This is a genomic window from Brevibacterium sp. FAM 24630 (assembly GCF_049804075.1).
GTDB lineage: Bacteria > Actinomycetota > Actinomycetes > Actinomycetales > Brevibacteriaceae > Brevibacterium.
Genome location: NZ_JBNBZD010000010.1, coordinates 40,376 through 54,561 on the forward strand (window position 1 = coordinate 40,376; position 14,186 = coordinate 54,561).

Sequence of the window (14,186 nt, forward strand, 5' to 3'; positions counted from 1 at the left end):
GTAGTCTCTCCACTTACTCAGCACTGGAGCTTGGGCCGCGAGCCCGTGATCTCCCCAAAGGGCCAACGTGGGAACGGTGACCCGGTACCCCACCTGATGGTCGTGTTCATCGTGATCGAGGTCTTCCCAGGTCGCTCGGTAGTCCTCGAATCCCGCATGCATTGCGGGCTCTTCGCAGTTGAGGGGGTAGTCGCGGGGTGTGGGGTGGGCGCGTCGGTGCGGGGATAGACGTCGAGGTCTCCCGATGATGGAAGTTCTGACGCTCGCCATCTGGAAGACCTCGACATGCCCAACGCTACCTTTGACGGCTCTTCGCAGCTGAGGGGGTGGATGCGGAACGCGGGGTGGGCGCGTCGGTGCCGGGATAGACGTCGAGGTCTCCCGAAGATGGAAGTTCTGACACTCACCATCTGGAAGACCTCGACATGCTCAACGCTACCTTCGATGACCCCGACCTGACGACCTTCGCCCGCCTCGAGGAGCTTGGCCTGGTCGTGGTCGGCCAGAGGCTCACTGCCGCGCGGGCGGTGCTGGAGTGCCGGCTCGCCGAGGAGGATCCGTGGTGCAGGGCCTGCGGAGCGCGGTCGACCTCGCGGGGCTCCATCACCAGGTCTCTGGCGCATGAGCCGTTCGGTCACAGGCCCACGACGTTGCTGGTGCGGATTCGCCGCTACCGGTGTGACCATTGCGGATGCCACTGGCGCGAAGACACCACCGCGGCGGCCGCAGAGCGGGCGAAGCTCTCCCGAGGCGGGATCCGGTGGGCGCTGGAAGCCCTGGTCATCGACCACCTCTCGATCGCGCGGGTCGCCGCCGGGCTGGGCGTGGCCTGGCATACCGCTAACGACGCCGTTCTCGCCGAGGGGAAGCGGCTGCTGATCGATGACCCGGCCCGCTTCGACGGAGTCCGCGTGATCGGCGTCGACGAACACGTCTGGCGCCACACCCGCCGCGGCGACAAGTACGTCACCGTGATCATCGACCTCACCCCCACCAGGGACAAGACCGGGCCGGCGAAGTTGCTGGACATGGTCGAGGGCCGTTCCAAGGCGGCGTTCAAGGCCTGGCTGGAGGCCCGCCCCGAGGCGTGGAAGAACTGCATCGAGGTCGTCGCGATGGATGGGTTCACAGGGTTCAAGACGGCCACCAGCGAGGTCCTCCCCGGAGCGGTCGCAGTCATGGATCCCTTCCACGTCGTCCGCCTGGCCGGAGACGCTCTGGACGACTGCCGACGCCGGATCCAGCAGAAGCTCCACAAGCGTCGCGGCCGCAAAGACGACCCTCTCTACAAGTCCCGCCGCACCCTCCACACCGGGACCAAGCTGCTGACCGAGCGGCAATGCGAACGCCTCAGCGCCCTGTTCACCCACCACCCGCACGCTGCGGTCGAGGCGACCTGGGAGATCTACCAGGCCATGATCGCCGCCTATCGAGAACCCGACCGGACCAGAGCCAGAACGATGATGGAGCAGGTCATCGCAGCCCTCAGAGCAACGGTCCCAGACACCCTCGTCGAGCTGGGAAAGCTCGGCCGGACGCTGACCAAACGCGCCGACGACATCCTGGCGTTCTTCGATCGCCCCGGCACCAGCAACGGGCCCACCGAGGCGATCAACGGCCGACTCGAGCACCTACGCGGTTCGGCCCTCGGCTTCCGCAACCTCACCAACTACATCGCCCGCAGCCTCCTCGAATCAGGAGGCTTCAGAAACCAGCTACACCCTCGGATGCGATGAGCCGCATTGCGCCCGGTTGCTTGAAGGACTCGATGTAGTGACCGATCATCGGTTCGAGACGGTCGCGCCGCAGTGTCCATCGATGGAATAAATAGCGAAGATACTCTTCTTCCCGACCAGATGTCATTGCCTCGGGGAGGTCGTGCTGCATATGGAAGAGCCAGTGGAAAAATCCGGCCGCCGTCGCGGTATCGGATTGGAACATCGCATGCGTGGGCACGACATCCAAGACCGCGAGCGTCCTGATCCGGTCAGCCTGGTCGAGCGCGAACCTGTGCGCTACTCGTGCCCCACGGTCGTGGCCGACCACATGGGAACGTTCGACGTCGAGTGCGTCGAGAAGTTCCACGATGTCGGCAGCCATGCGACGTTTGGAGTACCCGCCCTGGGGCTTGTCGCTGAGCCCGTAGCTGCGCAGATCGGGGGCGATGACCCGATAGGCGTCTGGCAGGAGCGGGGTGAGCTGATCCCAGCAGGCTGAGGTTTGCGGCCAGCCATGCAGGAGCACGACCGTCGGAGCATTCGGGTCAGTGTTCCCTGACAGCGTGTAGTGCAGGCGAATCGAAGGCAAGCTCAGAACATCAATCACAATTCGATACTAACCGCATAAAAGGGTTAGCTCATAGAATGAGGTCTGTGACTGCATCACAGCGTTTCGAGCCTTGGCTGTTCTACGGCGGATCAGTGGCGCTCGATTTCGTCAACACACTGCGAGACCGGGCTACGACGCCCCGCGAGACACTGACCTCCCCGGAAACACTGAGGGTGTGGGCAGGGCAAGCCCGGCTCGTTCCACCTGAATCTGGGTTCGGCGTCGAGACCTCCATCACGGACCAGGATCTGAGCGACTGCCTTGATCTGCGTGAGAGTATTGATGCCTTGCTTGTCCCTCAAACAGCGCTGCATTCGCGGCACATTTTGCTGGTCAACCGATGGGCTGCTGCGGCTCCGCGTCAGGAGATTGACGAATCAGACCCTGAGTTGGTCATAACCAAAATGGCATCGATAGAGAACGTGTTTGGAGTGCTCGCGGCAGATGCAATCTCGATTATTGCCCAAGGAGAACAGTCACGGATCAAGGTGTGTTCGCACCAGAGGTGCGGAATACGTTTTATCGATCGGTCACGCTCGCAGCAGCGCCTCTGGTGTTCCATGCAACGATGCGGCAACCGCGCTAAGGTCGCCCGCCATGCCGCCGGGCGAGACAACAAGTCTTAGCTCAGGCTGTCGGTAAGGTTGTGAACAGAAAGCACCGATCAGGACCGTGTTACTTTTGCAGGCCCACGGGGTTCCTTCCTCGGTGTAATACCGCGTCAACGGTGTCGAGAGAGAGCGGTCGTCATCGATCGCGTCGGTGAGCGCGCCAAGCTTCGCTGGCGGAGTAGCGGACGGTGGTTGGGGCTGGCGGTCAGGTGTACGTGATCGACGGTGGTCTGCCGCCCCTGATGAAGTTTCCGAGGTAGGCGACCACGCGGTCTGCTTCGGAGCCGAATGGGTTGTCGGTGACCATGTACGTCCAGGTCGATGACGGGCGGCGCAGGCCGAGATCCCCCAGGGTGGTGGCGTCGTCGGGTGCGTTGTCGAGAACCCGCCGGACTGCTGCGAGAGTGTCGCTGCCGAGGCTACGGAACGAGCCGCCGGCGATTCGATTGAACTCGTCCAGCGGGTTCTGCCTACCCAGAACTCGCAGGTGGATGCCCTCGCGGACGGCGGCGAGGTGGTTCAGGTGATCGGTCCAGGCGCGGTCGAGCTGGTAGAGCACGACTTCCATGGCGAGGCGGCGACGTTGCGCCGCCCATGCGCCCGCCCGGTCGGGAGTATCCGTGAAAACCTGCCGGAGGTAGTCATCGAGCGCGTCGGGTTCGGTGAGGAGGCGTTCGCGGGTATCCAGGATCGCCTGTCGATGCTGGTCGGTCATGGTGTGGTAGCTGCGGGTGGTGCGGTGCAGCTGCAGCAATTTGCCCTCGGCGACGCGCTGCGAGTGCTCGTAGAGACGCGCGAACTTCCGATCACCGATCAGCCCGTCAGGGGCGATGGAGCGGGGCTGGTCGCTGATGCGGAGCTGTTCGGTCACCACGTCGTCTTCAAGGCTGGTGTAGAACACGGACCTGCCGGGGTCGCCTTGCCTGCCCGACCTGCCCCGCAGTTGCCGGTCGAGGCGCGCGGAGTCGTATCGTCCGAGCCCGATGACGAGCAGGCCGCCGGTCTCGGCAGCTCCTGGACCGAGTTGGATGTCGACGCCTCGGCCGGCCATCTGTGTGGACACGGTGACCGCACCGTGCTCGCCGGCGCGGGCGATGATTTCAGCCTCGGCAGCGTCGTTCTTCGCGTTGAGCACCCGCGCTTCGACACCCAGCTCGGCGAGCAATCGGGCGAAGCGCTCAGAATCGGCCACGCTGCCGGTACCGATGAGCACCGGCTGTCCCGCATCATGGGCTGCACGCACGGCGTCGGCTGCGGCGGTGTCGCGTTGCTCGACGGTGGCGAACAGCCGGTCTGCGGCGTCCTCGCGGATGCAGGGGCGGTGGGTGGGGATGACCCCGGTCTTGATGTCGAGGTCTTCGGCGAGGCGCTCGGCCGCTTCGAGGGCGGTGCCGCTCATCCCGGTGAGGGTCCGATAGCCGCGGGCGACTGTCTCCACGAGCACCTGGTCGAGGATCTCAGCTTGCCCGGTCACCTCCAGTCCCTCTTTGCGCTCGATGGCGGCGTGGAGACCGTCCGGCCAACGCTGACGATCCGCGACCCGGCCACGGGCATCGTTGACCAGCTGCACCCGTCCATCGGTGACGAGGTAATGCACGTCGCGTTCGACCAGCGCGTGCGCGTGCAGTGCGACATGCGCCGCCGTCAACAGTTCGACATGCTCCTGCGCATATAGGTCATCGATGCCGAGCGCCGATTCGACACGAGCGATACCTGCCTCGGTGAACGCGACGCTGCGCCGGTCGCCCTCGACCTGATAGTGCTCCTCCTCGGTCAGTTCCGCGATGACCTGCGCCAAAGATGCTTCTTCTGGTTGCGGGTCGGCGTCGCCGGCGATCACCAGCGGCACCATCGCGTCATCGAGCAGCACGGCGTCGATCTCATCGACCACCGCGGCGTCCAATCCCGGCACCAGCCGCCGTGCCTCGGGGAGGCGCTGGCGGTCGCGCAGCAGATCGAACCCGATCTGGTGCACCGTCGCGTACACGACGTCAGCCCGGTACGCTTCGGAGCGATCCGGCTGACCCATTCCGTCGACGACCGCAGCGCAGGTTAGGCCGAACGCGGAGAACAACGGTTCTCCGGCATCGGCGTCTCGGCCCGCCAGGTAGTCGTTTGCCGAAAGCACGTGCACGCGCCGGCCGGCCGCGGCGAGACCGGCGGACACGAGGAACCCGACCAGCGTCTTGCCCTCGCCCGTGGCCATATCGACTACCCGGCCGCGTAGCATGCTCACGGCGGCGAGCAGCTGCACCTCGAACGGCTCCAACCCCAGCCGACGCCGCGCCACCTCACTCGCCACGCCGAGAAAGCGCGCCAGCTCGTCATCATCGTCCAAACTGATCGACACGGACCCAGCCGAACGTCTCAGAAGATCGTCGTCAGTGAAGCAACGCAGCGACGCGCGCTGGGAGACGATGCCCTCGACCAGCGACGCATACGTGCGCAGGTTCGCCGTGCCAGGATCCTGGCGGAAACGACTCACCCACCTCAGAGGGCGCTGCCACCACGCCCCCTGTTCACGCAACGGCTCGGGTCCGACCATCACCTCACGCTACCTGACCACCCTGACCGGGATCAGGGAACAGCTACTGGCACGGACTCGGCTCGACCTCGCTCAAGCCGCCTCCTGGAAGCGGTAAGTCCGCATCCGAGTAGGCTGAGCAGCGCAGAATCAGGCCAATCAGGACGCTCGTACTTTTGCAGGACTACGGGGTGTCTTTCTCTGTGTATAGACGGTTCAGTATCGATCGCATTATGTTAATCGGGGTCGTTCGCCTTTGCTGTCGCCATGATGAAAGCAGAAATGAGTAGTGATTATGTTCTCAATTGCGAGGAGACGTTGCCGATCCAGCGTCGTTGTTCCGGGGTTTCCACCGCTTGCGGATGGTAGTTCTTTCTTACCCAGGCCACGGCGGCATTGGCGGGTACCCCACCGATGATGGCGAGCGCGGCTAAGGCCGTTCCCGTTCGGCCTATGCCGCCGTCGCAGGCGATCTCGACCCGTTCGATTGCGGCTCGTTCGTACGCCTCATGGAGTGCTGCGACGGCGTCAGCCGTGGAGGTCGGGAGGGAGAAGTCCTGCCATAGAACCCAGCGGTGTGGCCAGAGATCGATACGCGGGGCGCGTCCCAGGAGATAGAACCCGAACTGAGGATCGAGTCCGTTGGGAAGCGGCGCGAGTAGGCCACGCCCTCGAACCCGGCGGCCATCGGGAAACTCAACCACGCCGTTACCAGTTTCCCATGTCTCGATCGCGTTCATGTCGCGGTGCCTATGCTTCATTTCGTCGGTCGATACAGAGGGTTGCGACGAGGTCTTCGTGGAGTTGGAACCAGACGCGGTGGCAGGAGTCGATGTCGGTCTTGTCGATCCAGTCAAGTTCCCCGCTCATGGCCCTGCGTAACGCCAACTCGTACCGCGCGACGTAGCCGTCGAACCTTGCGAGAACGGCAGATAGATTCTCGATCAAAGGAGCAAGTTCCGTTCCGAGGGCCGTCAGTTCTTCGAGAACCCGCCCATCCCATGCGCGATCGAAATGATCATTGGGCGCGAACTGATGCGTTTCGGTCGGTTTGATCTGCCAGTCGGTGACCGCTCGCAACAAGCGAGCGTTGAGCGGGAGGAAGACCCGGTAGGTGGACGCAACTACGCCATCGGGGTCGGCGCTCACGCGCTCTGCCGCGAGTTGGCGCTCGTTCTCCGCCTTGCCAAAGTCGGTGAGCGACCACCCATCGAGGTCGGCGAACGCGACGTGCTGCACCCACCCCGCATGTTCCGCGACGCTCAACTGGCGCAGCGCGTCGGCGTGGCTCGTTCCTGCACGCTCGGCAACCGCTTCGCTGTCGGCGAACCCCACGAGCCGCACGGCGTGCAGCACGAGTAGTGATGCCGCGGAATGATGGGTCATATTCGCTTGTCCTGCCGGGCGCTAAGGCGGTTGACGTACTGCTGGCACGCCTGTGGCGAGCGGAAGCCCATCGCCTCGGCGATCTGCGCCCAGGTCAGCCCCTCGTTGCGAGCTGCGAAGAGCAGACCGATCTCCACGCTCTCAACCTCGGCGCGAGCGGCCGGGAGCAACGAGAGCGCTCCCAGGAGTTCATCCGGGGTCAGTTCGGATGAACGCCACAGGGCGTACTGCGTCAGCTCGACCGCTGACGGCGGAGCCGGTTCAGGTCGCCACGGCCGCGGCTCCAACTGGTCTGCACCTTTGTCGAGAAGCATGCCTTGGGCGTTGCGCTCACGCTCGGCCTGCGCATGGTCGGCGGGGCCGGGTCGTTCGAGGTCGTGCTTGCGTTCCATGCCACCCATCCTGCTACGATCAACACACTGTTGTCAATACTTCATTGATTGGTGGTGTGATGCTCACAACGCTCTCCGAGGCGAGCCGGACGGACACGGGCGGGAAAGCGGCGACGCTCGGAGTGCTGCTGCGCGCGGGGCTGCCGGTACCCGATGGGTTCGTCGTGCCGAGCGGCATCCAGCGGACCGGCATCGAGGTCGGGCGCTCGTTGCGCGATGCGGTTGCCCGTGAACTGGCGCGGATGGGCGACCCTGTGGTGGCCGTGAGGTCATCGGCGACGGACGAGGACAGCGCAGAGGCGTCGGCCGCGGGCCAGTACGAGACCGTCCTCGGCGTGCGCGGCGCAGACGATGTGTGCCAGGCGGTCGCGACCTGCTGGGCTTCGGCCCGCGCCACGCGAGTGGGCGACTACTGGACTCGCTCAGGTGACACGTCGCCGCAGGCTTCGGGCATGTCAGTGCTCGTGCAGCCGGTCATCGAGGCCGATGTCTCAGGAGTCATGTTCACCCCTCAGCACGCCGATGAGCCGACGCGGATCGAAGCGTCTTGGGGGCTGGGTCTGCCAGTCGTGGGCGGTACCGTCGCCCCCGACGCCTACGAGGTCACCCCGGACGGGATCGTCGGCTTCTCGGCGGGAAGCAAGCAGACCCGTGTCGACCTGGATCACGAGCACGGCGGTGTCGCGACCAGTGCCGTCGCCCCCGACCGGCAATCCGCGCGCACCCTGGACGACGCCACGGTCACAGCCTTGGCCGACCTGGGCTGGATCGCGACTGCGCTTGGCGGGCCGCAAGACGTTGAATGGGCGGTTGCTGACGGCACTGTCTGGATTCTTCAAGCACGTCCGATCACCGCCGCGCTTCCGGCCCGCAAGGTTCATGATTCGTCCGATCAGGCCGGGGTGCTGAGCGGCACTCCGGGTGCTCACGGAACCGTCACCGCGGCGGCTCGTGTCGTGCGCGGGCCTTCGGACTTCCCGACTGTCCGCGCGGGTGACATCGTGATCTGCCCGTACACCGGTCCCGCTTGGACGCCGCTGTTCACTGTCGCCGCCGGGGTCGTCACCGAGACCGGCGGCGCGCTCTCGCACGCCGCGATCGTCGCCCGCGAGTACGGCATCCCTGCCGTGCTCGGCATCGACGGCGCCACTGCCCATATCGAGAACGGTGACCGAATCACGCTTGACGGGACAGCCGGAACTGTGACCGTTCTTTGACCCCAAACCCTACCCCCGACTGAAAGGAGAGCGGGAGCATCGTCATGATGCTCCCGACCCACTCATGGCAACCAGGTATCTCTACATTGCCCGGCACGGTGACGCCGACGCGTTCGGCAACCTCACTGACACCGGGCACGAACAGGCCCGCCTGCTGGGTCAGCGATTGGCGCATCTTCCCATCGACGCCGTGTACCACTCGCCTTTGCCACGAGCCGCCGATAGCGCCCAACAACTCAACATCTTCCTCACTGGCACTGCGCCCGTCAGCGGAGCACCCGAGCTGATCGACCACGTACCCTACGTGCCCACACCGGAAGAGACTCCACCGTCGTGGGTGCCGTTCTTCGACGGCTACGACACCAACGAGGCCGAGGCCGGGCACAAGATCGCCCGGAGCCTCACCGCGAGATTCGCCACACCGCCCGAGGGCGACGACGATGCGCACGAAGTGCTCATCACCCATGCCTACCCGATCGCGTGGCTCATCCGTCATGCCCTGGACGCACCGGCGGTGCGGTGGCTCGGCCTCAGCAGCGCCAACGCCGCTCTGACCGTGATCGAGAACCGGCCCGAGCTGCCGCCGAGCATCACCATGTTCAACGACATGAGCCACCTTCGCCCCGAACTGCAATGGACGGGTTTCCCCAAGACGCTGCGCCCCTGAACGCCGCGAGAAAGACAAGGAGATTCGAGTGAGTGACTATGTAATCGAGGCCGAGGGGCTGGTGAAGCGGTATGGCAAGCACACTGCGCTGGACGGCGTGGATCTGCGTGCCCGCCCTGGAACCGTTCTCGGCGTCCTCGGCCCGAACGGGGCCGGGAAAACAACGGCGATCCGCATCTTGGCGACCCTGACCGGCCTCGATGCCGGAACCGCCAGAGTCGGCGGCATGGACGTAACCCGCGACGCGGCCAAGGTGCGACGGATCATCGGTTTGACCGGCCAGTACGCGACGCTGGACGAAGAACTCACAGGAGTAGGCAACCTGATCCTGATCGGGAGTCTGCTCGACCTGCGCAAACCCGAGGCCGCCCGCCGAGCAGACGCGCTGTTGGATCGTTTCGGCCTGACGGAGGCCGCGGGAAAGCCCGTGGCTACCTACTCCGGTGGGATGCGCCGACGCCTCGATCTGGCGGCAAGCCTGGTCGGTCATCCTCGCGTCGTGTTCCTCGATGAACCCTCGGTCGGCCTCGACCCCGGCAAACGCGAAGAACTGTGGCGGATCATCCGCGAACTCACCACGGATGGCGTCAGCGTCCTCCTGACGACGCAGTACCTCGAAGAAGCCGACGCGCTGGCCGACGAGATAAGCGTGATCGACCACGGGCGCGTGATCGCCCACGGCACCCCGCCTGAACTCAAGCAGATCGTCGGTGGGCAGGCCATCGCCATTCGCCCCAAGAATCCCGTAGACGTGGAGAAAGCCGCTGCCATCCTCGCCGCCGTGTCCGGCCACCCGGTCGAGCACGCCGCTCAACAAGAGTTGGTCGCGCCAGTGGACAGTGACCGGGCGATGTTCGACATCGCCCGCCGCTTCGAAGCGGAGAGCATCGAGGTTGCCGAGTTCGCGTTACGGCTCCCCAGCCTTGACGAAGTGTTCTTCACCCTGACCGGCGCACCCGCCACCAGCGGCAAGACCGACGAGGCCGAAAGGAGCCACGCATGAGCACCGTCTCCATCACAGCCACCAGTTCTGAGAGACGCCCAGCGGGGCTACTACGGCACAGCCTGATCCTGGCCCGCCGGAGCCTGGCCAAGTCCGCCAGGAACCCCGGCGCACTGGTCAACGGAGTCGTCACACCAGCGATCTTCCTGCTGCTGTTCGTCTACCTGTTCGGCGGCTCAGTAGCAGGCTCCACCGACGACTACCTGCTCTATCTCTTCCCCGGAATCGTGGTCATGGGCGCAGGACTCTCAGGGATGCTGTCCAGCGGCCTGAGCATCAACATCGACATGAAGAAAGGCGTCTTCGACCGATTCCGCAGCCTGCCCATTGGACGATCAGCACCACTGCTCGGGTCGATCATGGCAGACATGGTGCGCTACGTCATCGCCATCGCTTTGCTGTTCGGTATCGGCTACCTCATGGGCTTCCGCGTCCAGACGGATACCGGATCAGCCTTGGCTGCAGTCGCGCTCGTGCTCGCGTTCGGATTCTGCCTGAGTTGGGTGACGGTGTTCCTCGGGGTGCTGGTCAAAGACGAGGGCGCAGTCATGGCGTTCGCGTTCATCGTCTTCATCCCACTCATGCTCGGTTCCAGTCTCGCGGCCCCCATTGACACGCTCCCTGAATGGCTCCAAGCCTGGGCGAACGTCAACCCCGTTACTCACGCGATGGACGCTGCCCGAGCACTGCTGGCCGGTGTGCCGACTGGAAACTCGATCATCCAGACCATCCTCTGGTCGGCTGGAATCTTGATCGCTTTCTGCCCGCTGGCGATCGCTGCTTACAACCGCAAACGTTGATAGTCGCACCGTTACCTCACCCGGCTGCGCTGCGGGCCATAGCCGACAAGCACTCACCCTTACCAGTCGCCCGACCCACCGCCGCGCCAGACTCGTCACCGATCTCAAACTTCTGGATGTACGGGGTTCTGCGGAGTCACAAAGCCAGCAGCTCTTGACTGGCGACTTCCTTGATTATGGACAAGAGGAAGAAGTCCACAGCGATCGTTGGACCCGTGCCGCCTTTGGTGACCACCGATGCTGAGCGAGAACTGTCCGACACCATCTCGTGCTTTCTGGCTCAGCTACGCGATCTGCCATCGGAGAGACGCCGTTGACAGAGGTCTGCATGACTTACAGGCAGTCGGATGAAAGCCGGAGGTAACGGCTTCCAGCCTCTGCTGGCGCGCACTCACACGATCCATCGCCCTATCGGGCCGCTGGCGTATGACTGCGTGAAGGTCATCATTGTCAGAGATGGATCAGCGATCTTGTTCAGTGAGTTCGGGCAGAAGCCGGTGCGCCCCGGCGACGTGATCCTGCTCGGACCGAACGTCCTCTGCGGTTCCGAGCCCGAAGGTCACATCACGGTCACCACGATCTACGCGGACACGGACTATGTGATCGATCAGGCGTTCTGGCAGTACGCCGGCATCGTCTACGACCGGCTGGATGCGCCGGTGTTCGTCAAGGAGACCTTCACCGAGCCGGCGCAGATCATCCGCCTCGGCGAGCAGCACGCGGGGCTGCTCATGCCGTGGCTGGATGAGCTTGTCGGGCTCAGCCTCGATGACGCGCACGCCCGGTTCCATCGGATGCAGGCACTCTGGTTCAACGTGATGGATCGCATCGCCCCGCACATCCGAGTGACCGACCATCGGGTCTCGCCCTCGCAGCGGGCGCGGAGCGCGGAGCCTGCCGGTGCATCCGCGAGTGCGGCGCTTCGCCCCGACACGGGCGGAGGCCGACATGGTGCGTGCCGCGCTCAGCGGCGCGATCGCCAACCCCTGGACGCTGGATGATCTCTCCGAGATGGTGCATCTATCCACCAAGCAGGTCGCACGGGTGTTCACCGACGCCTACGGGAAGACACCGCTGGCGTATCTGACGATGCTGCGGGTCGAGGAGATGGCGCGGCTGCTGCGGGAGACCGATCTGACGATCGAGCAGGCGGGCCGCAAAGTCGGATGGCAGTCACGCAACCGCGCCTCCGAAGCCTTCCGACAGGCGACAGGCCTGACCCCGAGCCGCTACCGGATCATGCTGGCTACGCAGTACCGCCGCCATCACGACCAGCCCCGCGGCATCGCCGGTTCGACTACAGCGTGCGTCCCAGGCCTGTCCCACTCGGGCGTCGAGACTGTCCAGAATCGAAGGTCGAGCTGAACGGGTTCGGGAGCCGTCTGCGCTTCCCGCCCTGGTTGCGCAACTGCTCGATTTGACGCTGCTGCGCCGTAACGCGCTCGTTCAAGCTCTCCTGGCTGCCGTGCAGTTGCACGAGCTGCTGGCTGAGTGTGGCGTTCACTTCTTCCAGTCGTTGCGCAAGCGCCGCTTCAGCCGGCGCGGTTGCGACGGGTTGCATCTCCGCATTGACCGCAACGGCCTCGTCCAGCGCATCCGCGGCAGAAGCCTGGGTCAGGCGGCGGTGCGCGATGCGGCAGAACATCGCCGTGCGCGCGACCTCAGGGGAAAGGCCATCGGGGTAAGCCTCTGACAGGGCGTCTTCGATGAGCTGGATGCTCGGAAGGGTCAGCAGAACCGGAGCGGTGCTCTCGAACGCGGCGGCGAGAGATGCGCAGTCCTCGCCGACAGTGATGTGACCGTCGATCATCTTCTCCACCTGCGGCGTGATGCCCGCTGGGTCGGGTTCGCCCGGCTCGGGGAGGACGTGCGAGTCCCAGAGGTCGGCGCCGATGTCCTCGCGGTAGTTCCCGTAACGGCGCAGCTCCTGAGCCACCGCGCTCCGCTCGTCCTCGGCCAACACGAGCATCATCTGCTCCGCCATGACGGTCTCCTCTACGCCCGCACGACGCGTGCCGGCACGACCCTTCGACACCCAGGTGATCGGCTCCCTCCCGACCAGACTGCACCGTGTCAACCTAGGTTTCCCGCGATCTGCAAGAGGTGTGATCCCTCGTGGAGGGGTGCTGGTCGAGCACGTCTGGAAGGTCGGTGCGGGCCGGCCTTCGGGGTGCGCGGGGCGGTGTCGCTGGGCTGCTGAGGCGCGGCGCGCTGGCGCTGGGCCGGCGGATTCGGGGATGCGTGCACCTGGCAGGTGTTCTCCCGGCGTGGGGCTCCGCGCGGGGCCTGGTGCCGGGTCTCCACCGACCTGCCGGAGCCCTCATGCCTCACGCTGCCACCCCTGCCCGCCGACGCTGGAAGATCGGTTCGCTGTTCAGCGGGTACGGCGGTCTCGACCTCGCCGCCGAGCACTGCTTCGACGCGGAGACGGTCTGGTTCTCCGAGCTCAACGACCCCGTCGCTGGCGTCTTCGCCCACCACTGGCCGGATGCCCCGAACCTGGGAGACATCACCGACGTGGACTGGAGCGAGGTCGCACCGGTCGATGTGCTCTCGGGAGGGTTCCCGTGCCAGGACATCTCGACGGTCGGGAAGATGGCCGGTCTCGCGCCCGGCACCCGCTCGGGGCTGTGGTCGTTCATGGCTGAGGCGATCGAGGCGCTGCAACCCGGTTCGTGGTGATCGAGAACGTGCGCGGGCTGCTGTCTGCCCGCGCGGCCCGTCCCGAGATGCAAGGAGCAACCCCCGATGAACGCAACCCCGCAGACGCAACCGTGCAGGACGCAACCGCAACCCTTCGCAATCTGGAATCCGACCGATGGGGTGTGGGAGACCAGTCAGCTCGACCTCTTCGGGCGCTCGGCGCCGTTCTCGGGGATTTGGCCGACCTCGGGCTTCATGCACGATGGCTCGGCCTACCGGCTTCCCGCGTCGGCGCTGCGCACAATCGCTTCCGGGTCTTCATCCTCGCCTACCGTGACGGCGCTGTTTCGGACGCCGCTGGCCTCGGACTCCTCGCGGGGCGGGGAGAGCCTGGACCAGGTGCGAGCGCGGCGGGGCACGATCGCCCTGTCGCATCAGATCATCGACTTCGCCCTGCACCGGCCGGATGGCTCGCCGGCCAGGCGGAACGAGTCGGAGACCCTGTTCGCGTTGATCGAGAGCATCTTCGCCGATGGGGGCGATACGCCTACGCCATCGCCCGGTGGGAGCACATCACCGGACGATGCGTCCCCGCGCCAGCGCTCGTGACCAAGG

At 65.2% G+C, this 14,186-nt stretch carries 16 protein-coding genes; 10 read left to right on the top strand and 6 right to left on the bottom strand.

Annotated features, from left to right (window positions below; translation table 11 throughout):
- Positions 1 to 425: 425 nt before the first annotated feature.
- The gene (locus tag ACPUD7_RS09415) at positions 426 to 1,736 is read left to right on the top strand and encodes an ISL3 family transposase (protein WP_425119745.1); all 1,311 of its coding nucleotides are present in this window, start codon (positions 426 to 428) and stop codon (positions 1,734 to 1,736) included.
- Here ACPUD7_RS09415 and ACPUD7_RS09420 read toward each other — a convergent pair.
- The gene (locus ACPUD7_RS09420) at positions 1,705 to 2,325 is read right to left on the bottom strand and encodes an alpha/beta fold hydrolase (protein WP_425119746.1); all 621 of its coding nucleotides are present in this window, start codon (positions 2,323 to 2,325) and stop codon (positions 1,705 to 1,707) included. The genes ACPUD7_RS09415 and ACPUD7_RS09420 overlap by 32 nt on opposite strands.
- A 47-nt stretch (positions 2,326 to 2,372) precedes the next feature.
- On the opposite strand from ACPUD7_RS09420, the gene ACPUD7_RS09425 reads away from it, so the two are divergent.
- Positions 2,373 to 2,954: a CGNR zinc finger domain-containing protein gene (locus ACPUD7_RS09425; RefSeq protein WP_167854425.1), complete on the top strand. Its 582-nt coding sequence runs from the start codon at positions 2,373 to 2,375 to the stop codon at positions 2,952 to 2,954.
- A 190-nt stretch (positions 2,955 to 3,144) separates the two neighbouring features.
- On the opposite strand, the gene secA2 is transcribed toward ACPUD7_RS09425, so the two are convergent.
- From secA2 to ACPUD7_RS09445, 4 genes are all read right to left on the bottom strand, one after another.
- Complete coding sequence (gene secA2 / locus ACPUD7_RS09430) at positions 3,145 to 5,484, bottom strand: accessory Sec system translocase SecA2 (protein WP_425119747.1); 2,340 nt, start codon at positions 5,482 to 5,484, stop codon at positions 3,145 to 3,147.
- Positions 5,485 to 5,756: 272 nt separating this feature from the next.
- A complete protein-coding gene (locus ACPUD7_RS09435; protein WP_135540115.1) occupies positions 5,757 to 6,203 on the bottom strand; it encodes a protein-tyrosine phosphatase family protein in 447 nt (148 codons plus the stop codon).
- A 10-nt stretch (positions 6,204 to 6,213) separates the two neighbouring features.
- A complete protein-coding gene (locus ACPUD7_RS09440) occupies positions 6,214 to 6,849 on the bottom strand; it encodes a transcriptional regulator (protein WP_135540117.1) in 636 nt (211 codons plus the stop codon).
- Entirely contained in the window at positions 6,846 to 7,241 is a 396-nt protein-coding gene (locus ACPUD7_RS09445; protein ID WP_135540119.1) for a DNA-binding protein, read from the bottom strand. The genes ACPUD7_RS09440 and ACPUD7_RS09445 overlap by 4 nt, the downstream gene beginning before the upstream one ends.
- Before the next feature lie 59 nt (positions 7,242 to 7,300).
- On the opposite strand from ACPUD7_RS09445, the gene ACPUD7_RS09450 reads away from it, so the two are divergent.
- The 6 genes from ACPUD7_RS09450 (at position 7,301) to ACPUD7_RS09475 (ending at position 12,293) form a co-directional block, all read left to right on the top strand.
- Positions 7,301 to 8,458 carry a PEP/pyruvate-binding domain-containing protein gene (locus ACPUD7_RS09450; protein ID WP_135540121.1) on the top strand — a complete coding sequence of 386 codons (1,158 nt, stop codon included), beginning with the start codon at positions 7,301 to 7,303 and terminating at the stop codon, positions 8,456 to 8,458.
- Positions 8,459 to 8,522: 64 nt separating this feature from the next.
- Positions 8,523 to 9,125: a histidine phosphatase family protein gene (locus tag ACPUD7_RS09455; RefSeq protein ID WP_135540123.1), complete on the top strand. Its 603-nt coding sequence runs from the start codon at positions 8,523 to 8,525 to the stop codon at positions 9,123 to 9,125.
- A 28-nt stretch (positions 9,126 to 9,153) separates the two neighbouring features.
- On the top strand, positions 9,154 to 10,128 hold the full coding sequence (locus tag ACPUD7_RS09460) for an ATP-binding cassette domain-containing protein (RefSeq protein WP_135540125.1): 975 nt from the start codon (positions 9,154 to 9,156) through the stop codon (positions 10,126 to 10,128).
- Positions 10,125 to 10,928: an ABC transporter permease gene (locus ACPUD7_RS09465; RefSeq protein WP_135540127.1), complete on the top strand. Its 804-nt coding sequence runs from the start codon at positions 10,125 to 10,127 to the stop codon at positions 10,926 to 10,928. The genes ACPUD7_RS09460 and ACPUD7_RS09465 overlap by 4 nt, the downstream gene beginning before the upstream one ends.
- Positions 10,929 to 11,398: 470 nt before the next feature.
- Positions 11,399 to 11,929: a hypothetical protein gene (locus ACPUD7_RS09470; RefSeq protein WP_425119748.1), complete on the top strand. Its 531-nt coding sequence runs from the start codon at positions 11,399 to 11,401 to the stop codon at positions 11,927 to 11,929.
- Positions 11,930 to 11,939: 10 nt separating this feature from the next.
- Positions 11,940 to 12,293, top strand: a complete 354-nt coding sequence (locus ACPUD7_RS09475) for a helix-turn-helix domain-containing protein (RefSeq protein ID WP_425119749.1) — start codon at positions 11,940 to 11,942, stop codon at positions 12,291 to 12,293.
- Here ACPUD7_RS09475 and ACPUD7_RS09480 read toward each other — a convergent pair.
- The gene (locus tag ACPUD7_RS09480) at positions 12,226 to 12,912 is read right to left on the bottom strand and encodes a hypothetical protein (RefSeq protein ID WP_135540131.1); all 687 of its coding nucleotides are present in this window, start codon (positions 12,910 to 12,912) and stop codon (positions 12,226 to 12,228) included. The genes ACPUD7_RS09475 and ACPUD7_RS09480 overlap by 68 nt on opposite strands.
- A gap of 338 nt (positions 12,913 to 13,250) precedes the next feature.
- Here ACPUD7_RS09480 and ACPUD7_RS09485 point away from each other — a divergent pair, with 338 nt between their 5' ends.
- Entirely contained in the window at positions 13,251 to 13,610 is a 360-nt protein-coding gene (locus ACPUD7_RS09485; protein WP_240689843.1) for a DNA cytosine methyltransferase, read from the top strand.
- A gap of 66 nt (positions 13,611 to 13,676) precedes the next feature.
- A complete protein-coding gene (locus tag ACPUD7_RS09490; RefSeq protein ID WP_425119750.1) occupies positions 13,677 to 14,180 on the top strand; it encodes a hypothetical protein in 504 nt (167 codons plus the stop codon).
- The last annotated feature ends 6 nt before the right edge of the window (positions 14,181 to 14,186 follow it).